Source organism: Pseudomonas sp. GW821-FHT11D10 (genome assembly GCF_058808435.1).
The window spans coordinates 773,951-799,617 of the sequence record NZ_JBXARR010000002.1; the positions used below are offsets into that span (position 1 = coordinate 773,951).

Here is a 25,667-nt window from a genome sequence, read left to right on the forward strand (position 1 = left end):
TACCACCTTCCACCGACGAATCGGGGAAGGTGGTTGAGGATCAGTGCTGCTCGTCAGGCTTTTTCTTCAGTTTCGGATTCGGGAAGAACTGCACCGCCTGAACCGTTTTGTCCGGTGCCGGCTTGAGCGCGCTGGTGTTGACCCGCGTGCCCAGTTCTTTCGGTACCGAAAGCCCTTGTGCATTCAGCGTATCGCTGTAGCCGCACGCCACGCATTCGCGGTGCGGGACATCGTCCTCGCTCCACATCATCAGTTTGTCCGGCTCGCTGCACGCCGGGCAGACCGCCCCGGCGATAAAGCGTTTTTTGGTCTTCACGGGTGCCTCACTCATGCTGCCGCGTCCTCACTCAGGCCGCTGTGGCGCAAGAGTGCGTCAATCGACGGTTCACGGCCACGGAAGTCGACGAACAGCACCATCGGTGCCTGCGAACCACCGCGGGCCAGGATCGCTTCGCGGAAGGCGCGACCGGTATCGGCATTCAGCACGCCATCTTCTTCGAATTTGGAGAAGGCATCCGCCGACAACACTTCCGCCCACTTGTAGCTGTAGTAACCCGCCGCGTAACCGCCGGCGAAGATGTGCGCAAAGCTGTTCGGGAATCGGTTGTAGGCCGGAGGACGCATCACCGAGACTTCGTTGCGCACGCCTTCGAGCACCTGCGCGACGCTGCGGCCATCACCGTGGGTGGCGTGCAGTTCGAAGTCGAACAGCGAGAACTCCAGCTGACGCACCATCATCAGTCCGGACTGGAAGTTCTTCGCCGCGAGCATTTTTTCCAGCAGATCCTGCGGCAGCGGCTCGCCGGTTTCGTAGTGGCCGGAAATCAGCGCGAGGCCTTCCGGCTCCCAGCACCAGTTTTCCATGAACTGGCTCGGCAGCTCGACCGCATCCCACGCCACGCCGTTGATGCCGGACACGCCGGCATGCTCGACGCGGGTCAGCAGGTGATGCAGGCCGTGGCCGAATTCGTGGAACAGGGTGGTCACTTCATCGTGGGTCAGCAGCGCAGGCTTGCCGCTGTCGGCCGGAGTGAAGTTGCACACCAGGTTGGCCACCGGGCTTTGCAGCACGCCGTCGAGGGTGCGGCGACGGTCGCGGGCGCCGTCCATCCAGGCACCGCCGCGCTTGTTGGCGCGGGCGTAGAGGTCGAAGAAGAAGCGGCCGACGTGCTGGCCGTTTTCCTTGATCTCGAACAGGCGCACGTCCGGGTGCCAGGTGTCGAAGCCTTTCAGTTCGGCGATTTCGATGCCGTACAGGCGCTGAACGATGGCGAACAGACCGCCCAGCACTTTGTCGATCGGGAAGTAGGCGCGCAGGGTTTCCTGGGCGACGCTGTAGCGTTGTTCACGGAGTTTTTCACCGTAGAAACCGCTGTCCCAGCTTTGCAGATCGGCGCAGCCCTGCTCGGCGGCGTAAGCCTTGAGCTGTTGCAGATCCTGGGCGGCGAACGGTTTGCTGCGCTTTGCCAGATCGCGCAGGAAGCTCAGCACCTGATCGCTGGACTCGGCCATTTTGGTCGCCAGGCTCAGTTCGGAGAAGCTGGAGAAACCGAGCAGCTTGGCCAGCTCCTGACGCAGGTCGAGGATTTCGCCCATGACCGGGCCGTTGTCGTTCTGGCCGGCGTTCGGGCCTTGATCCGACGCACGGGTGCAGTAGGCGGCGTAGACTTCTTCGCGCAGCGCTCGGTCCTGGGCGTAAGTCATCACCGCGTAGTAGCTCGGGAATTCCAGGGTGATCAGCCAGCCGTCGAGGCCTTTGGCCTGTGCGGCGGCAGCCATTTGCGCCTTGGCCGAATCGGTCAGGCCGGCGAGGGCGGCTTCGTCGGTCAGATGCTTGGTCCAGGCCTGGGTGGCGTCGAGCAACTGGTTGGAGAAGCGGCTGCCCAGCTCGGACAGCTTGCTCTGCACTTCGGCGTAACGTTTTTGTTCGGCTTCCGGCAGGTCAATGCCCGACAGGCGGAAATCGCGCAGGGCGTGTTCCAGAATGGTTTTCTGCGCCACGTCGAAACCGGCGGCTTCCGGGCTGTTGGCCAGAGCTTCATAAGCCTGGAACAGTTCACGGTTCTGGCCCATTTCGGTGGAATAGGCGCTCAATGCCGGCAGGCACGACTCGTAGGCTTCACGCAGTTCGGCGCTGTTGCACACGGCATTGAGGTGGCTGACCGGACTCCAGGCAGCGCTCAGGCGATCATTGAGTTCGTCCATCGCCAGCACCAGCCCGGTCCAGGTCGGGTTCTGGCCCTGGGTCTTGAGGATTTCGGCAATGGCGGCGCGGTTGTCGGCCAGGATGGTTTCGATGGCCGGCTGAACGTGTTCGGCACGGATCGCGGAGAACGGCGGCAGGTCGTAGGACTGCAGAAGAGGGTTGTTCACGCTCACGGTTGGCACCTTGGCTGGAAGAAACATGCGCCCATCTTAATTACAATCGACACCCACCGCAGCTATCGGCGACAGAGAGAGAACTAATCGTGTCCCTTCGCAAGTACCAGAATCACACTCCACGTTTGAGCCAGGGCGCTTTTGTCGACGGCTCGGCGGTGGTGATCGGCGACGTCCAAATCGGCGAAGACAGTTCCGTGTGGCCGCTGACCGTGATCCGCGGCGACATGCACCGCATCCGCATCGGCGCGCGTACCAGCGTGCAGGATGGTTGTGTGTTGCACATCACCCACGCCGGCCCGTTCAACCCGGACGGCTTTCCGCTGCTGATCGGCGATGACGTGACTATCGCCCACAAGGTCATGCTGCATGGCTGCACCGTCGGCAGCCGCGTGTTGATCGGCATGGGCAGCATCGTTATGGACGGCGCGGTGGTCGAGGACGACGTGATCATCGGCGCCGGCAGCCTGGTGCCGCCGGGCAAGCGTCTGGAAAGCGGTTTTCTGTACGTGGGCAGCCCGGTGAAACAGGTCCGCCCGCTGACCGACAAGGAAAACGCCTTTTTCACCTACAGCGCGGCGAACTACGTGAAGCTCAAGGACCTGCATCTGGCCGAAGGCTACGACCAGCTCTGATTTTTCTCTCTATTGCCCGGGATTTTTCATGCATTACCAGACCGTACTGTTCGACCTCGATGGCACCCTCACCGACCCGCGTGAGGGCATCACCCGTTCCATCCAGTTCGCCTTGAGCAAACTCGGCATCGACGAGCCCGACCTGACCAAACTGGAACACTTCATCGGCCCGCCGCTGTTGCAGGCGTTCATGCAGTTCTATGGTTTCGATGAAGCCAAGGCGTGGGAGGCGGTGAATTTCTATCGCGAGCGCTTCAAGGTCACCGGCCTGTACGAGAACCGGGTGTTCGACGGCGTCACGCCGTTGCTTGAAACCCTGAGTGGTCAGGGCCGCCAGCTGTATATCGCGACGTCGAAGCCGTGGGTGTTCGCCCGGGAAATCGCCCGGCACTTTGATTTCGCCAGACACTTCAAGGTGATCTACGGCAGCGAACTGGACGGCACCCGCACCAACAAGGTCGAGCTGATTGCCCACTTGATCGCCGAGGAAGGGCTGGACCCGGCCAACACGCTGATGATCGGTGACCGCAAGCACGACCTGATCGGTGCTCGCAGCAACGGGCTGGATGCGGCGGCCGTGGGTTACGGTTTTGGCAGCCATGAAGAGCTGAGCGCGGAAGCGCCGGCGTATCACTTCGAGACTTTGGATCAGTTGCATCAGGCATTTTTGCAGCGCTGATCAGATAGCCTTCGCGAGCAAGCCCGCTCCCACAGTGACCGCGTTTCAGTAGTAGAACTCGGTTTCCTGCGGGAGCGAGCTTGCTCGCGATGGGGCCAAAAAAGCCGCTGTAGATTTATGAGCCTGCCAGCACTCTCAGAGCCGACTTACGCTCAACGACTGGCAAGCCACCCAACTTCTCGACCTCTGCGTAAAACCTGACCCAATCCCCACCGACCTGCCTGAACAACGCCGCAAACGCCGGAACCCACTGGTCATACAGCCCGAACGGCAACAGCCGTGCGTTGTTCAACGGCGCATTGACCCAGGCGTCATAGCGTTTGTCTCCGGCCCACTGGCCATCGCGCATCGTTCGGTAGTCGTGTCGAAACCGTTCGAACTCCGCGGCCTTGCGCTCGCGCATCTGCGCCGTCGCCAATGGTTGCGCATAGAGTTTTTCAAGGCGTGAGCGGGTATCGAGGATCAACTGAATGAACTGATCCCGCTGCTTGAGCCTCGAGTCGTTTTCCGGGGGCAAGCCCCGAAACGCTCGCCACTGCCGCGTACCTTCCTGCTCGACGAAGGTGGCGAAAGACTCGTTGAACTCGGTGTCGTCCTTCACATAAAAGCGCTGGTGGGCCAGTTCATGGAAGATCAGCGTCGCCAGACGCTCGTCGCCCCAGCCCATCATCGAATTGAGAATCGGGTCGTTGAACCAGCCGAGGGTCGAGTAGGCCTCGACGCCACCGATCGACACGTCCATGCCTTGCAGGTGCTGAATCGCTGCTTCGCCCCGCGCCGCGCTCTGGCTGTAATAGCCGCGATAGGCCACGCAACCGGCAATCGGGAAGCAATGGTTCTGCGGGCTCAGGGAAAATTCCGGGGTGGCGAACACATTCCACACGACAAACGGCCGACCGATGTCGGCGTAGAGGCGATAGCTTTGGTTGTCCGGCAGGTGCAGATGTTCGCTGGCGAAGGCCCGGGCTTTCTGGGATTGGGCGAGGTGAGTGCGAAGTCTGGCGTCGCGAGCCGGGTCGGCGATCACCTTGGCCACTGGCTCCCGCGCCCGCAAAAGCTGCAGCTGACCGCTGGCCAGCTGGCTGTAATAGCTCAGGCTTGAGCAACCGTTGAGCAACAAAATCATCACACCCGGAAACAAAACCCGCAAAACGCGATCAAGTAACCCATGGCTTGGAAGCGGCCTGATCAAAATAAGAAATCCCCCCGGAAAGTCTGCCCAAGACTATCCCGCCCATTGGAGCTCCGCTATGCGCATGTTGATACTGACGGGAAGCGTGCTGACGCTGGCCGGTTGTGCCGGATTCGGAATGCCGACTCCTGACCCTTCGCAAGCCTGGATCGATCTGGATGCCCGGCAACAGGACACGGCGTTGCAGGCGCTGGAAGTCGACAACAAGGCTTCCGTCGATCATCGTTACTTCGAAGTGCAGCCCGGCAGCCATGAGCTGACGGTGCGTTATCAATTCCCGGTCGAGGCGACCAACATCGGCCCGGATGCCGAGCCGCTGTGGCGCGATTGTCAGTTGAACGTGAAATTCAAGGATTTCAACGCTGGCCAGCGTTATCAGTTGCAGGCGGGAAGCATCGGTTTCCGCCCGTGGGCCAAGCTCTATGACCAACAACGCAACGTGGTGGGCCAGGGCACGCCGGCGGGCTGCCAGCGAACCTGATCGGCGTTATGCTGGATGTCCGAACTCACGGACATCCATCATGCGCATCTTGATGTTGTTGATGGCCGCAGGCGTACTCGCCGGTTGCCAGACACCGTTGCCCCCCGTCGACCCGAACATGGCCTGGGTCGAATTCTCTACGCCAACCCCCGGCGGAAAACTGCTGATGGCCGAGCGTCTCGACAACAAGCGGCTGACTGACGGGCGTTTCTTCCAGGTCACGCCCGGCAGCCACGAGCTGCGGGTGCGCTTCGACTTTGAAGTGTTCGGCGGAGGCGGCAGCCTGATGACCGGTCCCGTTGAGCGGCTGTGCTATATGACCATCCGCTACGATCATTTCGAGGCGGGCCAGCGTTACTTGCTCGAAGGCCGTTCGCTGGCGTTTACCCCGAGTGCCCGCCTGTACAACGACAAGCGGGAAATCGTCGCCGAGGACCGCGAGGTCAACTGCATCATCTGAGGCGTATCAGCGGTCGTTCTTCTGATAGATGATGGCTTTGGTGCCGTTGTCGCAGGTGCCGACGATCATGGCGATGTCGTGTTTTTCAGCCTCCTCTTTGGAGACTATCTCCAGGGTGTAGGAGGGCACGGCATTCGCCTGAATCTTGATTTCGATCTCTTGCTTGAGTTCTTCGCAGTCTTTGGGCGCTGCGAAGGCCGACGTTGCCAGCACGCCACAGATAACCGCCAAGGCAAAACGTTTCATGGTTGAAGCTCCATCGAAGCAGCGCGCACGAAGATGCGCGAAAGCTGCTGTCATTTATTCGACCACATTTTTGCCTGGCGGGTTCTGATCCGACTCAATCCCGTCAGCCAACCAGCGAGGCGTCGAGACTGATCTTCGCATTCAGCACCTTGGACACCGGGCAACCTTCCTTGGCTTTGTTGCTCAGTTCTTCGAACTGCGCCTGGGTCGCTCCCGGAATTTTTGCCTTGAGGATCAGTTTCACCGCGGTGATCGCGAAGCCGCCATCCACCTGATCCAGCGTGACTTCGGCCTGGGTGTCGATGCTGTCGGCCTTGAGCCCGGCGTCACCGAGAATCATCGAGAACGCCATGGAGAAACAGCCCGCATGGGCGGCGCCGATCAGTTCTTCCGGATTGGTGCCCTTGCCGCCTTCGAAGCGGGCCTTGAAGCCGTATGGTGCTTCGCGCAGGACGCCGGTTTCGGTGGAAATCGAGCCGATGCCGGTTTTCAGGTCACCTTCCCAATGCGCGGATGCCTTCTTCACGATAGCCATGTGTGCCTCCTTCAAATCGGGCGCGAAACGCCGCGCCGTCGTGGTTTTTGCCTGCAAGGCTTCTGAGGATAGACGTCGGAACAAAGTTCAGCCCAAGTGAATCGTTGACTTTTTTAGTAGGAAATTTCGGATCGGCTATTGAAACTCGGGTATATGCCCTTATTGCACAGAACACGCTTATGAATTGGGCAGGTTTGCGTTCGCCAAGAACAAACCTGCGCCCTCAATCGGAGATGCAGGTTTATGAAGCAACTGTCCGACGTAAAGTTTTCCACCCTCGATCTGGTGCCGGTGCGCGAGAACGGCAGCCCGGCCCAGTCGCTGCGCAACTCGCTGGATCTGGCGCAGCATGTCGAAAAATTCGGCTATACGCGGTTCTGGGTCGCCGAGCACCACAACATGGATGGCATCGCCAGTTCCGCCACCTCGGTGTTGCTGGGCTACCTGGCCGGCGGCACGTCGACCATTCGGGTCGGCTCCGGTGGCGTGATGCTGCCCAACCACGCGCCGCTGGTGATTGCCGAGCAGTTCGGCACCCTCGAAAGCCTGTATCCGGGACGGATCGACCTCGGCCTGGGCCGTGCGCCGGGTTCCGATCAGATGACCGCCCGCGCCCTGCGCCGTGAGCGCTCCGGCAGTGCCGATGACTTCCCCGAGGACGTGGCAGAACTGGTGCGCTTCCTCGGCCCGCGTACCCCGGATCAGCGCGTGATCGCGATGCCGGGCACCGGCACCAATGTGCCGATCTGGCTGCTCGGCTCCAGTCTGTTCAGTGCGCAACTGGCCGGCGAGCGCGGTTTGCCCTACGCCTTTGCCTCGCATTTCGCACCGCGCTTCATGCACGAGGCGATCCGCGTCTACCGCAATCACTTCAAGCCATCGGCGGTACTCGATAAACCGTACGTGATGCTCGGTGTGCCGCTGGTGGCGGCCGACACCGATGAGCAGGCCGATTACCTGGCGACCTCGGTGTATCAGCGAATCCTCGCGCTGATGCGTGGGCAAAGTCTGGTGCAGCGTCCGCCGGTGAAAACCATGGACGGCCTGTGGCTGCCCCATGAACGTGAGGCGGTGGGGGATTTCCTCGGTCTGGCGATGGTCGGCAGCCCGCAGAAAATCCGCGCGAAACTCGAAGTGCTGATCGAACAGACCCAGGCTGACGAACTGATCTTCACCTGCGACCTGTATGAACACGCCGATCGCCTGCATTCCTACGAGCTGCTGGCGCAGGTCATGAAGGGCTGAACCCGATAGCCGTGCACAAAAAAGCCGACGCATTGCGTCGGCTTTTGTTTTTCCGGCGTGATCAGCCGCGGGTGTAGACGATCTGTTTGGCACCGCCTTCGCAGGTGCCGACGACTTTGCCGCCACTGGCCGCACCCTTGTCGACAATCTCCAGCGAATACCCGGATACGCCCTTGGCATCCAGCTTGGCCGCAATCTCGGCCTTCAGTTCTTCACAGGGCTTGCCGGCAGCAAACGCACCACCCGCAAGGCTCAACAAACCTACCGCCAACATGAACTTCTTCATCGGTCGCACTCCCTGGTCGGATTAAAAAAGGCGGGCATCGAGCCGTTCGCCCGATGCGCTCACCTTGTAGCGCTTTGCCATTCCTATGGCACTCGGCCAGCGCGCAAGTTCAGAAGCGTAGACCAAACTCAGCTGCTGGCAATCCGGAACCCGACTTTCAGGGTCACTTGAAAGTGCGCCGCCTTGCCGTCCTTGATGTGGCCTCGGGTTTCGGTCACTTCAAACCATTCCAGATGCTTGATGCTCTTGTTGGCCTCGGCCAACGCGTTGTTGATGGCGTCTTCGATGCTGCTGGTGGACGAACCGACCAGCTCGACTTTCTTGTAGGTGTGATGGTCACTCATGGCGTTCTCCTTGAAGTGTGCAATTGAGCCTAGCAGCGATTTGCCGTGTTGATTTCGGCGATCCGGGAGAGGGGAAGTTCAGATTTTCTGCACTTTCCAGAACCCGTGAAGTCCCAACCAACACACGCCACTCATCACCAATGCAGGAGAGCCACCATGGCCAACACCTCGTTACGCAAAGCCTCGTTGCAAAGCATGGAAGCGGAGATCGAGAGTCTGCTCAAGTCGTTGGAAAGCCTTAAGGACGACGCTTCTGACGAGTCGCGCAAGACCCTCAAGGCGCTCAAGGGCAACGCTGAAAGTGCGCTGAAACACTCGCGCAGTCTGCTCAGCGATGCCTACGAAGAAGTCAAAGTCAAAACCCGCGAGACCGGGATCGCCACCCGCGATTACGCGCAGGAACATCCGTGGACGACCGCCGGTGTGGCGGTCGGTGCGCTGGGTCTGCTGGCCGCTTACTTGCTGTTCAAGCGCGGCGAGTGATCCGCCTGGCGCAGCTCGTGCCTGAGCCACTGCGCCAATTGCCGGGCGCGCCCGTCTGCGGCGCGCTTGGGTAGCCACAACGCCAGTTGCGCCGGGGTTTCGCTGAAACCCCATGGCGCGACCAGGCGCCCGGCCTTCAAGTCTTCGGTTACCAGCGGTTCCGGCGCGATCGCCACGCCCAGCCCGGCGACGGCCGCTTCCAGCAAGTAATACAAATGCTCGAAACCCTGCCCCAGCTTCAACGCCTTGGCGTCGAGGCCGTTTTGTTGCGCCCAGCTTGGCCAGGCTTGCGGGCGTGAGGTTGTGTGCAGCAAGGGTTCGTCGAGCAGGGCGATGGGTGGTGCCGATTGCAGGCGCTGGTAGCCGCTGAACAGCGGGCTCATGACCGGCCCGATGCGCTCGCTGGCCAGCTCATAGACTTGCATGTCTGCGGGCCATGGCGGTTCGGCGAACAGCAGCAATGCATCCAGCCCCGGACGCCGCGGGTCGAGGTCGCCTTCACCGGCGGACAAGTGCAGACGCAAGTCCGGCAGGTCGGCATTCAGTCGTCCCAGCCGAGGAATGAACCAGCGCGCCAGCAGACTGCCGGAGCAACCGAGCACGAACGGCGCATCGGCGGTGCTTTGGGTCAGTTCGGCGCAAACGCTGCGCAAGCGATCGAACGCCTCGCCGCTGGCATCGCGCAGACGGATGCCGGCATCTGTGAGTTTCAGGCCACGGCCGTCCTTAACGAACAGGCTGACGCCAAGGTGCTCTTCAAGCACCTTGAGCTGGCGGCTGACCGCACCGTGAGTGACGTGCAGCTGCTCGGCGGCCTGGCTGACGCTGTTCAGGCGGGCGGTGGCTTCGAAGGCGCGCAGGGCGTTCAGCGGGGGAAGGTCATGGCTCATGATATCTGTGAGTTTTCCTGACAGGTTGTGGCGATCTTATCGGTTTTCAGCCTGGAAGGTCAGGGGTAGAGTGAACGCCATTGTCTTCTCGTGAAATCCGCTGGAGCGAACCATGACCCAGACTTCGAACACCTCCGATCTGCGAAACGGCCCTGACGCCAACGGGCTGTTTGGCTCGTTCGGCGGCCGTTATGTCGCTGAAACCCTGATGCCGTTGATCCTCGATCTGGCCCGCGAATACGAAGCGGCCAAGGAAGATCCGGCGTTCAAAGAAGAACTGGCCTACTTCCAGCGCGACTACGTCGGACGTCCGAGCCCGCTGTATTTCGCCGAGCGCCTGACCGAATTCTGCGGTGGCGCCAAGATCTATCTCAAGCGCGAAGAGCTGAACCACACCGGCGCGCACAAGATCAACAACTGCATCGGCCAGATCCTGCTGGCGCGGCGCATGGGCAAGAAACGCATCATCGCCGAGACCGGCGCCGGTATGCACGGCGTGGCCACCGCCACCGTGGCTGCGCGTTTCGGTCTGGACTGCGTGATCTACATGGGCACCACTGACATCGAACGTCAGCAGGCCAACGTGTTCCGCATGAAGCTGCTGGGCGCCGAGGTGATCCCGGTGGTCGCCGGCACCGGCACCCTGAAAGACGCAATGAACGAAGCGCTGCGTGACTGGGTGACCAACGTCGACAGCACCTTCTACCTGATCGGCACTGTGGCCGGTCCGCACCCTTATCCAGCCATGGTTCGCGACTTCCAGGCGGTGATCGGCAAGGAAACCCGCGATCAGTTGCAAGCTCAGGAAGGTCGCCTGCCGGACAGCCTGGTGGCGTGCATCGGTGGCGGTTCCAACGCCATGGGCCTGTTCCACCCGTTCCTCGATGACAAGAGCGTCGAGATCATCGGCGTCGAAGCCGCCGGTTACGGCATCGAGACCGGCAAACACGCGGCCAGCCTCAACGGCGGCGTACCGGGTGTGTTGCACGGCAACCGCACTTTCCTGCTGCAGGACGACGATGGCCAGATCATCGACGCCCACTCGATTTCCGCCGGCCTCGACTATCCGGGCATTGGCCCGGAACACGCGTGGTTGCATGACATCGGCCGCGTCCAGTACACCTCGGTGACCGACGACGAAGCCCTTGCGGCATTCCACCAGTGCTGCCGTCTGGAAGGGATCATTCCGGCACTGGAAAGCGCCCATGCCCTGGCTGAAGTATTCAAACGCGCGCCGAAGCTGCCGAAGGATCACCTGATGGTGGTCAACCTGTCCGGTCGCGGCGACAAAGACATGCAGACCGTCATGCACCACATGGAAACCTCCAAGCAGGAGAAACACTGATGAGCCGCCTGCAAACCCGTTTTGCTGAACTCAAGGAACAGAACCGCGCCGCCCTGGTGACCTTCGTCACTGCTGGCGACCCGGACTACGACACTTCGCTGGCGATCCTCAAAGGCCTGCCGAAAGCCGGTGCCGACGTGATCGAACTGGGCATGCCGTTCACCGACCCGATGGCCGACGGCCCGGCGATTCAGCTGGCGAACATCCGTGCTTTGGGCGCCAAGCAGAACCTGATCAAAACCCTGCAAATGGTCCGCGAGTTCCGCAAGGACAACAGTGACACGCCGCTGGTGCTGATGGGTTACTTCAACCCGATTCACAAGTTCGGCGTCGAGCGCTTCATCGCCGAAGCCAAAGAGGCCGGCGTTGATGGCCTGATCGTGGTCGACATGCCACCGGAGCACAACTCGGAGCTGTGCGACCCGGCCCAGGCTGCGGGCATCGACTTCATCCGCCTGACCACGCCGACCACTGATGATGCGCGTCTGCCAAAAGTGTTGAACGGCAGCTCCGGCTTCGTTTACTACGTGTCGGTTGCCGGTGTGACCGGTGCCGGTGCCGCGACTCTGGAACACGTCGAGGAAGCGGTGGCGCGTCTGCGTCGGCATACCGACCTGCCGATCAGCATCGGTTTCGGTATCCGTACGCCGGAGCAGGCGGCGTCCATCGCGCGTCTGGCCGATGGTGTGGTGGTGGGCTCGGCGCTGATCGATCACATCGCCAACGCGACCACGCCGGACCAGGCCATCGACGGCGTGCTGAGCCTGTGTTCGGCGCTGTCCGAAGGCGTGCGTAAGGCTCGCGTCAGCTGAAGGTAAAGTTCCTGATACAGAGGAATTAGAGCCTCCACGCACAGACTAACCAAGCAAGACCGAGGGATTCAGAACCACGTTCTGAATCCCTTTTTGCTGTCAGTGCAGTGAGGAAAGACCCGATGAAAATGCCGAAACGTCTGATTGCCAGTCTGGGCGTGCTGATGATCAGCGCGACGCCGCTGCTGGCCAGCGCCGATCCGCGCGACGATCACGACCACGGCGGCCCGCAACAGGGCCACTACGACAATCGCGGTGGCGATCACCATGATTGGCAAAGCAACCATCGCGGCGGCCCGCCGCCTCGGGACTTCGGCCCGGTGCGGCAGGTGATCCGCGACAATCATGGCTACTTCGTTCGCGGTGCGCCGCCACCTCCAGGCATCCATCTGGTCCGTGGCCGGCCGCTGCCCCATGGCTATTACGGCGAGCGGCTGGATAACCGGGCGTTGAGTCGCCTGCCGTATTACCCGGGTTATGAATGGCGTCGTGCCGGCGGTGACATCGTGCTGATCGCGGTGGGCAGCGGGGTCGTTTACGAAGTGTTGGATGGCGTTCTGTACTGATCGTCAGGCAATAAAAAAGACCGCAGCCTTCACAGGCTGCGGTCTTTTGTTTTCAGGGCCGTTGTTTTTCACGGCAATTCCAGTCCGCCGGAGGCTTTGTGCAGTTTGCGCAGGTGCTCGCCAATCTGCTTTACGTTGGCCTCGCTGGCCGCAATCTCGGCCGCTCGTTTGGGCTCGAGCAATGCGCGCACTTCCTTATCGAGATCGCCGGTCAGGGCCAGCAACTGTTTCTGGCGCTGGCTGCTTTCCGCTTCCAGTCGGCTGAATTCGCTCGGTTGCGGCAGGCCGTAACCTCGGGAATCGAGCAATTCTGCCGGTCGGCTGAGGAAACCGCTGTTGGCGAGAATCTGCTGCAAGGTCGCGTTGGCCTTGTCCATGCCTCCGTTCTCCAGCTCACGGGCGCCGAGGTAGCGTTGCTTGACCTCATCCTGAGCCAGCAACAGTTGGCGGCGGAAACTGGCTTGCTCCAGCAACAACAGCGCGGCGCTGGTGCGCAGGTCGGCCCGTTCGAACCACGGGCGACGCTCTTCGGCGGACAGCGAAAGCCATTCTTCAACGGTTGTCTGCTTGATCGGCAATTGCTTCTTCAACACATCGAACATCGCCTGATAACGATCACGGAACGAGTCGAAGCGATAACCCAGGCGCAACGCCTCTTTCGGATCATCGAGCACGCTGGTGTCGGCCAGGCCTCGCCCCTTCAGCACTTCCAGCAAACCGTTGGGCATGATGCTGTCGAGGCCGGTGAGCCGGGCATTGTTGCTGCCGCTGCGCAACAGTTTCAGGCCTTCCACCGCACAGTTGTTGGAGAGGAAGAAGTAATTGCCGTCGTAGCTCCAGTGCATCTCGGCGGCGTGTTCGACCACACCCTCGATTTCGCTGCGCGAGAGATTCAGCGGCACCGACGCCAGGCTGCGCAGTTCGGTCTTGGTGTATTCGTCGATCACCTGCGCCAGCGGCAGCACGAACAGTCGCGACGGATATTTGCCGACCAGTCCGTCCCAGCTCGACAGTTGCACGTCACCGACGAAGGCGCGGTACGACAGCACCAGATGCTGATCCAGATCCAGTCGGCAGTCCGGCCCGCGTGGCCGGCCCGGTGCACAGATCACCAGACGCAACATGCTGTGGCCCCAACGGCTGACCCAGTTCTGGTTGGCTTCGGCCAACAGGTAATCCACCGCGTACACGCGCTCCGGATCGACCTGGCCCAGGGGCTGTTTGGCAAAGTCGTTGCCGGCATTGAGGAAAGCGAAGGTTTTGGCGCACTCATCTTTCGCGGGCGGTGCCCAGCCGAAGTGTTCCTGGTAATAGCGATACAGCGCCGGGCGACGGCAGGCGTAGCTCGGGTCGAGGAGGAAATACTCCATGTTGACCGCGACAAACTCCTTCGGGCTGGAGATTTCGTAGAGGTCGGGGCTGCGGGCGATCTGCCGGTTGTGCTGTTCCCGCTCACCCCGACGCCCGACGTATTGCTGCCAGCCGGCGAGGTCGAGCAGGCGTGGATCATCGCTGAGGGTGAAGCGCCGACCATTCTGGCCGCGGCACTCATCGGGAATGCCGATCAGCCCGGCGCTGTTGTTGCGCCGGGTGCAGCGCTGGATCAGCGTGCGTTCGACCGCCGGCCACAAGCGCGCGCGATCGTAAATGTGGGTGATTTCGTGCAGCACCGTGGCCAGCAGTTCCCGGCGAACGGTGCCGTGAGGGCGATTGGTTTTTTGAGTGGCCGCGCTGCCATCGGTGAGGCTGGCAAGCAGTTTGCGGTTCAGGTCCAGCTCGGAGACGAGCGTTGCCTGACCGTAGGCGTTTCCGGGCATGTCGTCGGTCCAGCCGACATCGATGCGCCGGTCCAGACGTTCGATGAAGCTCGGCGGCAATGCCTGCATGGCTTCATCGAGCAGCGCCTGGCTGGCCTGTTGTTGGGCGGGGCTCAAGCCATCGGTCTTGAGCTGCAATTGCAGGCCGGCGTGGGCACTGTTGCCAAGCAGCAACAACGCCCCGGCCAGCAGCCAGGCGCCGAGTGACTTCACAGTGCGAGGATGGCTTCGGCGAGTACCTGATCACTGGCGTCGCGAGCTTCCGGCACGCGGGTGCGCAAGGTATTGAAAGCGGCTTCCAGGTTTGCACCACGGATATCACCGTCGCTGGCCACGAAACTGGCAGCGTCGTCGTGGGCTTCGCGGATGATTTTCGAATCGCGAATCGACGTGGTGGTGTCGGAGGTGAAATCGATGGTGCGCTGGGAAGCGCGGACGATGATGTTACTGGTGGCTACCAGGGTGTGTGCCTGGGCCATATCGGCCAACAACAGCAGGCCAAGGGCGGCAGCAATCAGCGGGCTACGCATGGAACGACTCCGAAAAGACAGGGATGACTATTGGACGAGAATTGCCTGTGCCAGTTCAAGGTCGCTGACATGAAGTTTTGGCCGGCTCTTGCGCAGGTAATGCAGGGCGGATTCGAGCTGTGCGCCGCGCATCTGGCCGTCACTGGCAACGAACGCTGCGGCATCGTCGTGCGCGGCGATGATCAGTTTACGGTCGAACGGCGCGGAAGACACCATGCCGGTGGCCCAGACGCTGACCACGGTGTTTTGTGTGGACACATCAAAGGCGTCTGCCAGAGGAACCCAGCAGGCGGTGATCAGGATAGAGGGGATAAGCAGGTTTGAAAGAAAACGCATGGGACTCGGCAGCTGTTGGCGAGTCCCAAGGCTAGCGCAATGCCCGGACTAGAGCCAGCGCCGAAACATCGGGACACGCCCGGCGTGCCCCGTAATGTTCCTGTCGCTTAGATCGTCAGAATGGCCTGGGCCAGCTGTGCGTCGGTCGCGTTCAGTTGCGGAGCCTGATGACGGATGTGATCCAGTGCGCTCTCCAGTTTCACGCCACGGATTTCGCCTTCGCTGGCCACGAAGCTGGCAGCGTCATCACGGGCAGCAAGCACGATCTTGTCGTCACGGAAGGACGACGTGACGTCGGAAGTGGCATCGGAAGAGGACTTGAGCGCGCCAACCACGGCGTCGGTGGTAACGATGAAGCTGGTAGCGCTGGCGTTGGCAGCCACGGCCAGCAGGGCGGCGGCGCTGAGCAGACGAAGACGGGACATGGGAGAACTCCTGTGGATAAACCGTATTGAGAGGTGGCTCGGTGTCTGAAGGTCAGACGCCAGTCGCACAGCATTCGCCACGTTCTGCATGGATATTAGGCCTGCGCGCCAGATTCGCACAGAGGGCAGAGTGCTAGCGCCAGAAGGGTTTTTCCATTTCATTCAATCGATCGGCATGGCTGAGACCGAGGTCGGCAAGATCCCGCCCATCGAGTTGAGCCAGCAGGCGTCGCGTCCTGGCGCGTTCAAGACCCTGCCAGAGTTGCTGTAGCAGACGTCGCAGCAGGTGAGGTCTAACTGGGGCGGGTATCGCAATTGTTGAAACATCCTGTAAGTCATTCATGACCGTTTCCTTTTCCAATAAGGCGAAAAGTCATGTTGAGCCGGAAACAGATGTCGAAACAGATACACCGGTAGTAAATTGTACTGGTTCAATTACGCATTTAATTAAACTGTACCTGTCTGGTGGCAGATCCGCTGTACTGGCCGTTTTCAGACCCCGGAAACGACAAGACCCGTCGCGGTTTCCCGCGACGGGTCTTGTGTGTTCAATTCGGGTTGCTGGCGGTGGGTCTAGCGACCAGAGCCAGCGACGCTGCTTAGCGCCAGAACGGCTTGCTCAGCTCTTCGTAGCGTTGTGCTTCGCTAATCCCGGCGTCAGCCAGCAGACGCGAATCCAGACGAGCCAGTTGGTGGCGGCTGGAGATGCGGCGCTGCCACAGCATCAGGTTGGCGATTACGCGCAGAGGCAGGGAAGCCTGGGTGTTTACAGCTTTGTCTTCGAAGAACAGTTCGGAACTGAGTGTACGTTCCATGGTTGACATCCTTCCGCTTGTGGCGGGATTAGGTAGTGGTTTAACTGGTGCCCATGATCCTCTCGTTTGGCCAGACTCTCTAGATACAGTTCACCTGTATTGTGAGTGACCAGTTAACTGTTTATAGGGGGTGTACGGGTCAAAATTGCGCAAACTGTACCTGTCTGCGCTTATTTGGTGCATTTTTACTCAATTCGATGATTCGAATAGGCAAAAGCCGTAGGAAAAGACCGATACAGCAGTACAGTTTTTGACGAATACGGTGGTTTTCTAAATCCCGCTGGCGAAACTGTGTTTGCACCAGCGGGAAATCTGTGCGGATTACACCGCCAGCATGCGTCCGGTTTCTTCCAGATTGATGTGCCAGCTCAGGGCGTCACGCAGGATGTGCGGGGTATGGCCGCCAATGGCGCAGGCTTTGTCGAAGTAGTCGTTAAGCGCCTGGCGGAAATCCGGGTGCACACAATTATCGATGATGACCCGGGCGCGTTCCCGTGGCGCCAGGCCACGCAGGTCGGCCAGGCCCACCTCGGTCACCAGAATGTCGACGTCATGCTCGGTATGGTCGACGTGGCTGACCATCGGCACCACGCTGGAAATCGCGCCGCCCTTGGCGATCGACTTGGTCACGAACACCGCCAGGTGTGCGTTGCGCGCGAAGTCGCCCGAGCCGCCGATGCCGTTCATCATCCGCGTGCCGCAGACGTGGGTGGAGTTGACGTTGCCATAGATGTCGAACTCAAGGGCCGTGTTGATGCCGATGATGCCCAGACGCCGCACCACTTCCGGGTGGTTGGAGATTTCCTGCGGGCGCAACACCAGCTTGTCCTTGTACTTCTCCAGATTGCCGAACACGTCGCTGTTGCGCCGCTCAGACAGGGTGATCGAGCTGCCCGAGGCGAAGCTCAGCTTGCCGGCGTCGATCAGGTCAAAGGTCGAGTCCTGCAGCACTTCGGAGTACATGGTCAGGTCTTCGAACGGCGAATCGATCAGCCCGCACATCACCGCGTTGGCAATGTTGCCGATCCCGGCCTGCAGCGGGCCGAGCTTGTTGGTCATGCGCCCGGCATCGACTTCCTGCTTAAGGAAGGTAATCAGGTGATCGGCGATGGCTTTGGTATCGACATCCGGCGACGACACGGTGGACGGCGAGTCCGACTGCTGGGTGATGACGATCGCGACGATCTTCTCCGGCGGGATCGGGATCGCAGTGCTGCCGATGCGATCGTCGACCTTTACCAGCGGAATGGGCGTGCGGGTCGGGCGGTAGGTCGGAATATAGATGTCATGCAGACCTTCGAGGTTGGCGTTGTGCGCCAGGTTGATCTCGACGATCACGTGTTTGGCGAAGATCGCGAAGCTCGCCGAGTTGCCCACCGATGTAGTCGGCACGATGTGGCCCTGTTCGGTGATGGCCACGGCTTCGATCACGGCGATGTCCGGCAGCTTCAGCTGCTGGTTGCGCAGTTGCTCGACGGTTTCCGACAGGTGCTGGTCGATGAACATCACTTCGCCGGCGTTGATCGCCTTGCGCAAGGTGCTGTCGACCTGGAACGGCATGCGCCGGGAAAGGACACCGGCTTCGGTCAGTTGCTTGTCGAGGTCGTTGCCCAGGCTGGCGCCGGTCATCAGGCTGATCTTCAGCGGCGTGACCTTGGCTCGCTCGGCCAGCGCATGGGGCACGGCCTTGGCTTCGCCGGCGCGGGTGAAGCCGCTCATGCCGACGGTCATGCCGTCCTCAATCAGCGCAGCAGCGTCGGCGGCGCTCATCACTTTATCCAACAACGAAGGCAGGCGAATACGGTCACGGTACATGGATTATTTTCTCGGGCAGCGAGTAGCAGGATGCGCAGTCTAGTGAATTTCGCGAGCGCCTGTCCCGCTACCAAGGTCGCAAACGAGGTGTCTATTTAGCGGGTTTCAAGTAAAACACCGTTACTGGATCTGCAACAACGCGGCAAATTGTCCGACGTTTTGCGCAAACAAAAACGCCCCGACAAGTCGGGGCGTTCGGTGTTGCCGGCGAGGGTTACTCGACCGCTTTGACCATGTCTTCGATGACTTTCTTCGCGTCGCCGAACACCATCATGGTCTTGTCCAGGTAGAACAGTTCGTTGTCCAGACCGGCATAGCCGCTGGCCATCGAGCGCTTGTTGACGATGATGGTCTTGGCCTTGAACGCTTCGAGGATCGGCATGCCGGCAATCGGCGATTTCGGATCGTTCTTGGCGGCCGGGTTGACCACGTCGTTGGCGCCGAGCACCAGCACCACGTCGGCCTGGCCGAACTCGGAGTTGATGTCTTCCATCTCGAACACCTGGTCGTACGGCACTTCAGCCTCGGCCAGCAGTACGTTCATGTGCCCGGGCATCCGACCGGCCACCGGGTGGATCGCGTACTTCACGGTCACGCCATGGTGGGTCAGCTTCTCGGTCAGCTCTTTCAGCGCGTGCTGTGCACGGGCCACCGCCAGGCCGTAACCCGGAACGATGATCACTGTGTCGGCGTTGGTCAGCAGGAAGGTCGCGTCGTCAGCCGAACCGGATTTCACCGGACGGGCTTCTTTTTCACCGGCAGGACCGGCGTCTGCTGTATTGCCGAAACCGCCGAGCAGTACATTAAAGAAGGAACGGTTCATCGCCTTGCACATGATGTACGAGAGGATCGCACCGCTCGAACCCACCAGCGAACCTGCAATGATCAGCATCGAGTTGTTCAGCGAGAAACCGATACCTGCCGCCGCCCAGCCGGAATAGCTGTTGAGCATCGACACCACCACCGGCATGTCGGCGCCGCCGATCGGGATGATGATCAGCACGCCCATGACGAACGCCAGGGCCAGCATCAGTGCGAACGCGGCGAGGTTGCCGGTCAGCATGAAAGTAACGCCGAGGATCAGCGTCGCCAGACCCAGTGCCGCGTTCAGCTTGTGCTGACCGGAGAACTGTACCGGTGCGCCCTGGAACAGGCGGAACTTGTACTTGCCCGACAGCTTGCCGAAGGCGATCACCGAACCGGAGAAGGTGATTGCACCGATGGCTGCGCCGAGGAACAGCTCCAGACGGTTACCCGCCGGGATCGAGTCACCCAGTTGCTTGACGATGCCCAGCGACTGCGGCTCGACCACGGCAGCAATGGCGATGAACACCGCTGCCAGGCCAATCATGCTGTGCATGAACGCAACCAGTTCCGGCATCTTGGTCATTTCAACGCGCTTGGCCATGATCGAACCGGCGGTGCCGCCGATCAGCAGGCCGACGATCACATAGCCAATGCCGGCGGTGGCCAGCTCGGCGCCCAGCTTATAGATGAGGCCGACGGTGGTTAGAATTGCCAGCGCCATGCCGAGCATGCCGAACAGGTTGCCACGGCGTGACGTGGTCGGGTGCGACAGGCCCTTGAGGGCCTGGATGAAGCAGATCGACGCGATCAGGTAGAGCGTCGTGACGAGGTTCATGCTCATTACTTAGGCGCCTCTTCTTTTGCTTTCGGGGCTTTCTTCTTGAACATCTCAAGCATGCGGCGGGTGACCAGGAAGCCACCGAACACGTTGACCGCGGCCAATGCCACGGCAAGGGTGCCCATGGTCTTGCCCAGCGGGGTGACGGTCAGTGCGGCGGCGAGCATGGCGCCGACGATCACGATCGCCGAAATGGCGTTGGTCACTGCCATCAGCGGCGTGTGCAGCGCGGGTGTAACGTTCCAGACCACGTGGTAACCGACATAAATCGCCAGCACGAAGATGATCAGGTTGTAGATACCGGGGGAGATAAGCTCTTCCATCGTCTGAATCCCTGCTTAGGCGTTTTTGCGGATGACTTGGCCGTCGCGGCACATCAGGCACGCGGCGACGATGTCGTCTTCGAGGTTCACTTCGAACTGGCCTTCTTTGGTGAAGACCAGCTTCAGGAAGTCCAGCAGGTTGCGTGCGTACAGCGCCGAGGCGTCTGCGGCGACTTCACCGGCGAGGTTGGTCGGGCCGACGATGGTCACGCCGTTCTCGATCACGACCTGATCGGCCACGGTCAGCGGGCAGTTGCCACCCTGAGCGGCCGCGAGGTCGATGACCACCGAGCCGGGTTTCATCTGCGCCACGGTGTCTGCGCTCAGCAGCGTCGGTGCCTTGCGGCCCGGGATCAGTGCGGTCGTGATGACGATGTCAGCCTGCCTGGCGCGCTCGTGCACGGCCTGGGCCTGACGCTGCATCCAGCTCGCCGGCATCGGGCGTGCGTAACCGCCGACGCCGACCGCGCATTCGCGTTCTTCATCGGTCTCGTAAGGCACGTCGACGAACTTGGCGCCGAGGGACTCGATCTGTTCCTTCACGGCCGGACGTACGTCGGACGCTTCGATGACGGCACCCAGACGTTTCGCCGTGGCAATCGCCTGCAACCCGGCCACACCGGCCCCCAGAATTAGCACGCGCGCCGCTTTCACGGTGCCTGCAGCGGTCATCAGCATCGGCATGAAGCGCGGATAGTAGTGAGCGGCCAGCAGCACGGCCTTATAGCCGGCAATGTTCGCCTGGGACGACAGCACGTCGAGGCTCTGGGCCCGGGAGGTACGTGGCGCCGCTTCCAAGGCGAACGCGGTAATCCCGCACTCGGCCATCTTCGCGATGGTGTCGTTGTTGAAAGGATTGAGCATGCCCACCAGCACCGTGCCGCGCTTGATCAGCGTCAGTTCGGTATCGCTTGGCGCGACCACTTTGAGAATCAGCTCGGCGCCAAACGCGTCATTGGCACTGCCAATGGTTGCGCCTGCCGCTTCATAGGCACTGTCGACAACGCTGGCTTTAACGCCGGCGCCGGTTTGCACAGTGACCTTATGACCTTGGCTGATCAGCTTTTTAATGGTTTCCGGGGTTGCAGCAACCCGTGTTTCACCGGTCTGGGTTTCGAGAGGAACACCAATGTGCACGTCAAATCTCCTGCGTGATCTTATTGAGTAAACCCATACACTACGGATGGTGCGACTGGGGCGGCCGATCAGCACGATCCCGCCAAATCAGGGCGGGGCGCGGCATTTTGCAGGCGAAGTTTATGCCCTTCAAGGGATTATGACGGGTGACGGAAAATTAACTACAAGTCATCCCGTGACCGAATGTCGCAGATGGCCAGGTGAATCCCTTGCAGGCCGTGCCTTTCAAGGAGTCTGGATGAATTTGAAGAATTTTCTCATCGGTGACGTGAATAGGTCGCAATGAGTCGCGAATGAGGGCGAAAAGCCACGTCGGCAGGCGCTTGTGGGACGTCTGTACGACTTTCGGATACAGTCTGTCTATTTGCGACAAATAGTTATATCTGTAGGGCTTTGATTTTCCTGACTACGGGGTTAGCAATCGCTGAAACCCTTTAGCCTTCTAGGTTGTAGCTGTGTGCCTGGTTCACCAGCCAGTCGCGAAAAGCCTTGAGTGACGCCGATTCGACCTTTCGCTCCGGAATCATCAGGTAATACGCCTTGATGCTGGAGAGCGCGTTCGGGTTGGCAATCACCAGGCGTTTCTCGGCCAGTTCACGCTGAATCAGGAATGGTGGGATCAGCGCGATGCCCATGTCGTGCATGGCCGCCTGGGCCAGCATGGAGAATAGCTCGTAGCGCGGACCTGTCATGTCGCGGGGGATGTTCAGGTGTTGCGAGTTGAACCACTGTCGCCAGGCGTACGGGCGGGTGGTTTGCTGGAGTAGCGGCAGATCGGCGATTTCATCAGGTGTGAGGTGCGTCTTGCTGTCGAGCAGGGCGGGACTGCATACCGGCATCGGATTCTCGCCCATCAGCCTGTGGGATTCGGTACCGGACCAGTCGGCATCGCCAAAGTAAATGGCGGCATCGAAGTCAGTGTCGGCAAACAGGAACGGGCGGGTGCGGTTGGTCAGGTTGACCGTCACTTCCGGGTGCTTGAGCTGGAAGTCCTTCAATCTTGGCAGCAGCCATTGCGTGCCGAATGTCGGTACCACGGCGAGCTCGATCACATTGGTGCCTTGCTGACCCATCACCGACAGGGTGTCGCGCTCAACGGCGTCGAGTTGGGTGGCGACCCGACGACTGTAGGAAAGACCTGCTTCTGTCAGCTTCACCCCGCGACGCGAGCGTCGGAAGAGTTCGACGCTGAGGAAGTCCTCAAGGCTGGCGATCTGTCGGCAAATGGCGCCCTGTGTGAGGGAAAGTTCTTCGGCGGCCTTGGTAAAGCTCTCGTGACGGGCGGCAGCCTCGAAGCTGATCAGGGCGGTGGTGCTGGGTATCTTGCGGCGCATGTACGTCAACCTCACTAATACATCGCTTATTCGGCATTTCGCGACGTTTCGGAGTGAGAAATTAGCACAACAGGATGCGAAATCCTCGTTTGCCGGGATGGCGATGCGGGCCTAGGATCAATGCCACGTTAATTCACCCGATTTGCGAGGACTCACTCATGGGCGGTAAAGCTAGCTTCAACTGGATCGATCCCCTGCTGCTGGATCAACAGCTGACAGAAGAAGAACGCATGATCCGCGACACTGCCGAGCAATTCGCCCAGCAGAGCCTCGCACCACGCGTTCTGGAAGCCTTCCGCCATGAGAAGACCGATCCGGCGATCTTCCGTGAAATGGGCGAAGTCGGCCTGTTGGGCGCGACCATTCCCGAGCAGTACGGTGGCAGCGGCCTCAACTACGTCAGCTATGGCCTGATTGCCCGTGAGGTCGAGCGTGTCGACTCTGGCTACCGCTCGATGATGAGCGTGCAGTCTTCGCTGGTGATGGTGCCGATCAACGAATTCGGTACTGAAGCACAGAAGCAGAAGTACCTGCCGAAGCTGGCTTCCGGCGAGTGGATTGGCTGCTTCGGTCTGACCGAGCCGAACCACGGTTCCGACCCGGGCGCGATGATTACGCGTGCACGCAAAGTCGACGGCGGCTACAGCCTGACCGGCGCCAAGATGTGGATCACCAACAGCCCGATCGCCGATGTGTTCGTGGTCTGGGCCAAGGACGATGCGGGCGACATCCGTGGCTTCGTTCTGGAGAAGGGCTGGAAAGGCCTGAGCGCTCCGGCGATTCACGGCAAGGTCGGTCTGCGGGCTTCGATCACCGGCGAAATCGTCATGGACAACGTGTTCGTACCGGAAGAGAACATCTTCCCGGATGTACGTGGTCTGAAAGGTCCGTTCACCTGCCTCAACTCCGCGCGTTATGGCATCTCCTGGGGGGCGCTGGGTGCGGCTGAGTTCTGCTGGCATACCGCTCGCCAGTACACCCTGGATCGTCAACAGTTCGGCCGTCCGTTGGCTGCTACTCAGTTGATCCAGAAGAAGCTGGCGGACATGCAGACCGAAATTACCCTGGCACTGCAAGGCTGCCTGCGTCTGGGTCGTATGAAGGACGAAGGCACTGCTGCGGTTGAGATCACTTCGATCATGAAGCGTAACTCTTGCGGCAAGTCTCTCGATATCGCCCGCATGGCGCGTGACATGTTGGGCGGCAACGGGATCTCCGATGAATTCGGTGTGGCCCGTCACCTGGTCAACCTGGAAGTGGTGAATACCTATGAAGGTACTCACGACGTTCACGCGCTGATCCTCGGTCGTGCTCAGACCGGCCTGCAGGCGTTCTATTAATAGGAGAGCGACCATGGGCGCGCTGTCGCATCTGCGGGTACTGGATTTATCGCGAGTGCTGGCCGGCCCATGGGCCGGGCAAATTCTTGCCGATCTTGGGGCGGAAGTGATCAAGGTCGAGCGCCCGGGCAATGGTGACGATACCCGCGCCTGGGGGCCGCCCTTCCTGAGAGATGCCTACGGCGAGAACACCAGCGAGGCGGCTTATTACCTGTCGGCCAACCGCAACAAGCAATCGGTGACGATCGACTTCACGCGTCCCGAAGGTCAGAAGCTCGTTCGGGAGCTGGCAGCCAAGTCCGACATCCTGATCGAGAACTTCAAGGTCGGTGGTCTGGCGGCCTATGGCTTGGATTACGAGTCGTTGAAGGCGATCAATCCGGATCTGATCTATTGCTCGATCACTGGCTTCGGCCAAACCGGACCGTATGCCAAGCGTGCGGGTTATGACTTCATGATCCAGGGTCTCGGCGGGCTGATGAGTCTGACCGGGCGACCGGAAGGTGATGAGGGTGCCGGGCCGGTAAAGGTGGGTGTGGCGCTTACGGATATCCTGACGGGCCTGTATTCGACCGTGGCGATCCTGGCAGCGCTGGCTCATCGTGATCACGATGGTGGTGGGCAGCACATCGATATGGCGCTGCTGGATGTGCAGGTTGCGTGTCTGGCTAATCAGGCTATGAACTACCTGACCACGGGTAATGCACCGAAGCGGCTTGGGAATGCGCATCCGAATATTGTGCCGTACCAGGATTTTCCTACAGCTGACGGTGACTTCATTCTCACGGTGGGTAATGACGGGCAGTTCCGCAAATTTGCCGAAGTGGCGGGGCAGCCGCAGTGGGCGGACGATCCGCGTTTCGCTACTAATAAGCTGCGCGTGGCAAACCGGGCTGTGCTGATTCCGCTGATCCGTCAGGCGACAGTCTTCAAGACAACTGCAGAGTGGGTGGCTCAGCTGGAGAATGCGGGTGTGCCATGTGGGCCGATCAATGATCTGTCGCAGGTGTTCGAGGATCCGCAGGTGAAGTCTCGCGGGTTGGCGATTGAGCTGCCTCACGCGCTGGCGGGGATGGTGCCGCAGGTGGCTAGTCCGATCCGGTTGTCGCGGACTCCTGTGGAGTATCGCCATGCGCCTCCTTTGTTGGGCGAGCATACGTTGGAGGTTTTGCAGCGGGTGCTGGGTCTTGGGGCGGACGCCGTGGCCGTGATGAAAGAGGATGGAGTGCTCTGATGGTTCTCTCTATATAGAAGGGGTATTGAATCCTTCTTCTATATATAGGGTGTTGAGTGTTTTTTGGCCTATCCGCAAGTTATTGAAAGAAAAGCGAAATTAAGGGTTGACGGCAGATTCTGAGTCTCTATAATTCGCCCCACTTCCGGCGCAGTCGAAACAGAAAACTCCTTGAGATTCAATGAGTTAAGTAGGTTTCGAAAGCGAGTTGCTTCAGTTTATCGAAGCCTGGAAGGAGTTGGGGATGCCGGCTTGTTCGGCGCTTTCAACGGTTCGATCTTCTCGGTCGAAAGCGGAGAAAAAGAGGTGTTGACAGCAGCGTGTAACGCTGTAGAATT

At 60.4% G+C, this 25,667-nt stretch carries 30 protein-coding genes; 11 read left to right on the forward strand and 19 right to left on the reverse strand.

Going from position 1 to position 25,667, the window contains the following annotated elements:
• Window positions 1-40 precede the first annotated feature (40 nt).
• Window positions 41-331, reverse strand: coding sequence for a YheV family putative zinc ribbon protein (locus AC1RT4_RS09975; RefSeq protein ID WP_007953955.1), 291 nt, complete (start codon window positions 329-331; stop codon window positions 41-43).
• Window positions 328-2,406 (reverse strand): oligopeptidase A, encoded by a 2,079-nt coding sequence (prlC, locus tag AC1RT4_RS09980; RefSeq protein ID WP_493085276.1) that lies wholly within the window; start codon window positions 2,404-2,406, stop codon window positions 328-330. The genes AC1RT4_RS09975 and prlC overlap by 4 nt, the downstream gene beginning before the upstream one ends.
• 62 nt (window positions 2,407-2,468) lie before the next feature.
• On the opposite strand from prlC, the gene AC1RT4_RS09985 reads away from it, so the two are divergent.
• Window positions 2,469-3,014, forward strand: coding sequence for a gamma carbonic anhydrase family protein (locus AC1RT4_RS09985; RefSeq protein ID WP_493085277.1), 546 nt, complete (start codon window positions 2,469-2,471; stop codon window positions 3,012-3,014).
• Window positions 3,015-3,042: 28 nt separating this feature from the next.
• On the forward strand, window positions 3,043-3,693 hold the full coding sequence (locus tag AC1RT4_RS09990; RefSeq protein ID WP_289204172.1) for an HAD family hydrolase: 651 nt from the start codon (window positions 3,043-3,045) through the stop codon (window positions 3,691-3,693).
• Between the two features lie 115 nt (window positions 3,694-3,808).
• Here the strand turns inward: AC1RT4_RS09990 and AC1RT4_RS09995 are convergent, their stop codons facing one another.
• Window positions 3,809-4,885 (reverse strand): aminopeptidase, encoded by a 1,077-nt coding sequence (locus AC1RT4_RS09995; protein ID WP_493085278.1) that lies wholly within the window; start codon window positions 4,883-4,885, stop codon window positions 3,809-3,811.
• Between the two features lie 58 nt (window positions 4,886-4,943).
• Between AC1RT4_RS09995 and AC1RT4_RS10000 the strand changes: the two genes are divergently transcribed.
• Window positions 4,944-5,366: a PA0061/PA0062 family lipoprotein gene (locus tag AC1RT4_RS10000; RefSeq protein WP_129973316.1), complete on the forward strand. Its 423-nt coding sequence runs from the start codon at window positions 4,944-4,946 to the stop codon at window positions 5,364-5,366.
• Window positions 5,367-5,406: 40 nt separating this feature from the next.
• Window positions 5,407-5,826 carry a PA0061/PA0062 family lipoprotein gene (locus AC1RT4_RS10005; RefSeq protein ID WP_493085279.1) on the forward strand — a complete coding sequence of 140 codons (420 nt, stop codon included), beginning with the start codon at window positions 5,407-5,409 and terminating at the stop codon, window positions 5,824-5,826.
• Between the two features lie 6 nt (window positions 5,827-5,832).
• On the opposite strand, the gene AC1RT4_RS10010 is transcribed toward AC1RT4_RS10005, so the two are convergent.
• Window positions 5,833-6,072 (reverse strand): DUF1161 domain-containing protein, encoded by a 240-nt coding sequence (locus tag AC1RT4_RS10010; protein ID WP_007953935.1) that lies wholly within the window; start codon window positions 6,070-6,072, stop codon window positions 5,833-5,835.
• A 103-nt stretch (window positions 6,073-6,175) separates the two neighbouring features.
• The gene (locus AC1RT4_RS10015) at window positions 6,176-6,607 is read right to left on the reverse strand and encodes an OsmC family protein (RefSeq protein WP_007953923.1); all 432 of its coding nucleotides are present in this window, start codon (window positions 6,605-6,607) and stop codon (window positions 6,176-6,178) included.
• Between the two features lie 243 nt (window positions 6,608-6,850).
• Between AC1RT4_RS10015 and AC1RT4_RS10020 the strand changes: the two genes are divergently transcribed.
• Window positions 6,851-7,852 (forward strand): LLM class flavin-dependent oxidoreductase, encoded by a 1,002-nt coding sequence (locus AC1RT4_RS10020; protein ID WP_065260633.1) that lies wholly within the window; start codon window positions 6,851-6,853, stop codon window positions 7,850-7,852.
• A 61-nt stretch (window positions 7,853-7,913) separates the two neighbouring features.
• Here AC1RT4_RS10020 and AC1RT4_RS10025 read toward each other — a convergent pair whose 3' ends face one another.
• Together AC1RT4_RS10025 and AC1RT4_RS10030 are read right to left on the reverse strand one after the other, a co-directional pair.
• A complete protein-coding gene (locus AC1RT4_RS10025; RefSeq protein WP_102718502.1) occupies window positions 7,914-8,138 on the reverse strand; it encodes a DUF1161 domain-containing protein in 225 nt (74 codons plus the stop codon).
• Window positions 8,139-8,266: 128 nt separating this feature from the next.
• Entirely contained in the window at window positions 8,267-8,482 is a 216-nt protein-coding gene (locus tag AC1RT4_RS10030) for a dodecin (RefSeq protein ID WP_007953919.1), read from the reverse strand.
• A gap of 156 nt (window positions 8,483-8,638) precedes the next feature.
• Between AC1RT4_RS10030 and AC1RT4_RS10035 the strand changes: the two genes are divergently transcribed.
• Window positions 8,639-8,965: an ElaB/YgaM/YqjD family protein gene (locus AC1RT4_RS10035; RefSeq protein WP_007953918.1), complete on the forward strand. Its 327-nt coding sequence runs from the start codon at window positions 8,639-8,641 to the stop codon at window positions 8,963-8,965.
• On the opposite strand, the gene AC1RT4_RS10040 is transcribed toward AC1RT4_RS10035, so the two are convergent.
• Entirely contained in the window at window positions 8,938-9,855 is a 918-nt protein-coding gene (locus AC1RT4_RS10040) for a LysR family transcriptional regulator (RefSeq protein ID WP_493085280.1), read from the reverse strand. The two genes, AC1RT4_RS10035 and AC1RT4_RS10040, sit on opposite strands and share 28 nt — an antisense overlap.
• 112 nt (window positions 9,856-9,967) lie before the next feature.
• Here AC1RT4_RS10040 and trpB point away from each other — a divergent pair, with 112 nt between their 5' ends.
• The 3 genes from trpB to AC1RT4_RS10055 all read left to right on the forward strand — a co-directional run bounded on the left by trpB (window position 9,968) and on the right by AC1RT4_RS10055 (window position 12,578).
• Window positions 9,968-11,200 carry a tryptophan synthase subunit beta gene (gene trpB, locus AC1RT4_RS10045; protein WP_007953916.1) on the forward strand — a complete coding sequence of 411 codons (1,233 nt, stop codon included), beginning with the start codon at window positions 9,968-9,970 and terminating at the stop codon, window positions 11,198-11,200.
• On the forward strand, window positions 11,200-12,012 hold the full coding sequence (gene trpA / locus AC1RT4_RS10050) for a tryptophan synthase subunit alpha (protein WP_007953915.1): 813 nt from the start codon (window positions 11,200-11,202) through the stop codon (window positions 12,010-12,012). The genes trpB and trpA overlap by 1 nt, the downstream gene beginning before the upstream one ends.
• A gap of 122 nt (window positions 12,013-12,134) precedes the next feature.
• On the forward strand, window positions 12,135-12,578 hold the full coding sequence (locus AC1RT4_RS10055) for an anti-virulence regulator CigR family protein (RefSeq protein WP_007953914.1): 444 nt from the start codon (window positions 12,135-12,137) through the stop codon (window positions 12,576-12,578).
• Between the two features lie 68 nt (window positions 12,579-12,646).
• Here the strand turns inward: AC1RT4_RS10055 and AC1RT4_RS10060 are convergent, their stop codons facing one another.
• The 11 genes from AC1RT4_RS10060 to AC1RT4_RS10110 form a co-directional block, all read right to left on the reverse strand.
• The gene (locus AC1RT4_RS10060; RefSeq protein ID WP_493085281.1) at window positions 12,647-14,608 is read right to left on the reverse strand and encodes a DUF7844 domain-containing protein; all 1,962 of its coding nucleotides are present in this window, start codon (window positions 14,606-14,608) and stop codon (window positions 12,647-12,649) included.
• Window positions 14,605-14,925 carry a DUF2388 domain-containing protein gene (locus AC1RT4_RS10065; RefSeq protein ID WP_007953910.1) on the reverse strand — a complete coding sequence of 107 codons (321 nt, stop codon included), beginning with the start codon at window positions 14,923-14,925 and terminating at the stop codon, window positions 14,605-14,607. The genes AC1RT4_RS10060 and AC1RT4_RS10065 overlap by 4 nt, the downstream gene beginning before the upstream one ends.
• 27 nt (window positions 14,926-14,952) lie before the next feature.
• Window positions 14,953-15,261 carry a DUF2388 domain-containing protein gene (locus AC1RT4_RS10070; protein ID WP_127796526.1) on the reverse strand — a complete coding sequence of 103 codons (309 nt, stop codon included), beginning with the start codon at window positions 15,259-15,261 and terminating at the stop codon, window positions 14,953-14,955.
• Window positions 15,262-15,368: 107 nt separating this feature from the next.
• Window positions 15,369-15,686 (reverse strand): DUF2388 domain-containing protein, encoded by a 318-nt coding sequence (locus tag AC1RT4_RS10075; protein ID WP_007953908.1) that lies wholly within the window; start codon window positions 15,684-15,686, stop codon window positions 15,369-15,371.
• 133 nt (window positions 15,687-15,819) lie between these two features.
• The gene (locus AC1RT4_RS10080; RefSeq protein ID WP_493085282.1) at window positions 15,820-16,029 is read right to left on the reverse strand and encodes a DUF1127 domain-containing protein; all 210 of its coding nucleotides are present in this window, start codon (window positions 16,027-16,029) and stop codon (window positions 15,820-15,822) included.
• A 256-nt stretch (window positions 16,030-16,285) separates the two neighbouring features.
• Window positions 16,286-16,501, reverse strand: coding sequence for a DUF1127 domain-containing protein (locus AC1RT4_RS10085; RefSeq protein ID WP_007911656.1), 216 nt, complete (start codon window positions 16,499-16,501; stop codon window positions 16,286-16,288).
• Between the two features lie 321 nt (window positions 16,502-16,822).
• Window positions 16,823-18,316, reverse strand: a complete 1,494-nt coding sequence (scpC, locus tag AC1RT4_RS10090; RefSeq protein ID WP_064592552.1) for a succinyl-CoA:acetate CoA-transferase ScpC — start codon at window positions 18,314-18,316, stop codon at window positions 16,823-16,825.
• 214 nt (window positions 18,317-18,530) lie between these two features.
• Window positions 18,531-19,964 carry an NAD(P)(+) transhydrogenase (Re/Si-specific) subunit beta gene (locus AC1RT4_RS10095; protein WP_493085283.1) on the reverse strand — a complete coding sequence of 478 codons (1,434 nt, stop codon included), beginning with the start codon at window positions 19,962-19,964 and terminating at the stop codon, window positions 18,531-18,533.
• Window positions 19,964-20,284, reverse strand: coding sequence for an NAD(P) transhydrogenase subunit alpha part 2 (locus AC1RT4_RS10100; RefSeq protein WP_003220416.1), 321 nt, complete (start codon window positions 20,282-20,284; stop codon window positions 19,964-19,966). The genes AC1RT4_RS10095 and AC1RT4_RS10100 overlap by 1 nt, the downstream gene beginning before the upstream one ends.
• A 15-nt stretch (window positions 20,285-20,299) precedes the next feature.
• Window positions 20,300-21,421, reverse strand: coding sequence for a Re/Si-specific NAD(P)(+) transhydrogenase subunit alpha (locus tag AC1RT4_RS10105; protein ID WP_493085284.1), 1,122 nt, complete (start codon window positions 21,419-21,421; stop codon window positions 20,300-20,302).
• 434 nt (window positions 21,422-21,855) lie between these two features.
• Window positions 21,856-22,755: a LysR family transcriptional regulator gene (locus AC1RT4_RS10110; RefSeq protein WP_493085285.1), complete on the reverse strand. Its 900-nt coding sequence runs from the start codon at window positions 22,753-22,755 to the stop codon at window positions 21,856-21,858.
• A gap of 158 nt (window positions 22,756-22,913) precedes the next feature.
• Here AC1RT4_RS10110 and AC1RT4_RS10115 point away from each other — a divergent pair, with 158 nt between their 5' ends.
• Window positions 22,914-24,095, forward strand: a complete 1,182-nt coding sequence (locus AC1RT4_RS10115; protein ID WP_007953903.1) for an acyl-CoA dehydrogenase — start codon at window positions 22,914-22,916, stop codon at window positions 24,093-24,095.
• Between the two features lie 13 nt (window positions 24,096-24,108).
• Window positions 24,109-25,329 carry a CaiB/BaiF CoA transferase family protein gene (locus AC1RT4_RS10120; protein ID WP_493085286.1) on the forward strand — a complete coding sequence of 407 codons (1,221 nt, stop codon included), beginning with the start codon at window positions 24,109-24,111 and terminating at the stop codon, window positions 25,327-25,329.
• The last annotated feature ends 338 nt before the right edge of the window (window positions 25,330-25,667 follow it).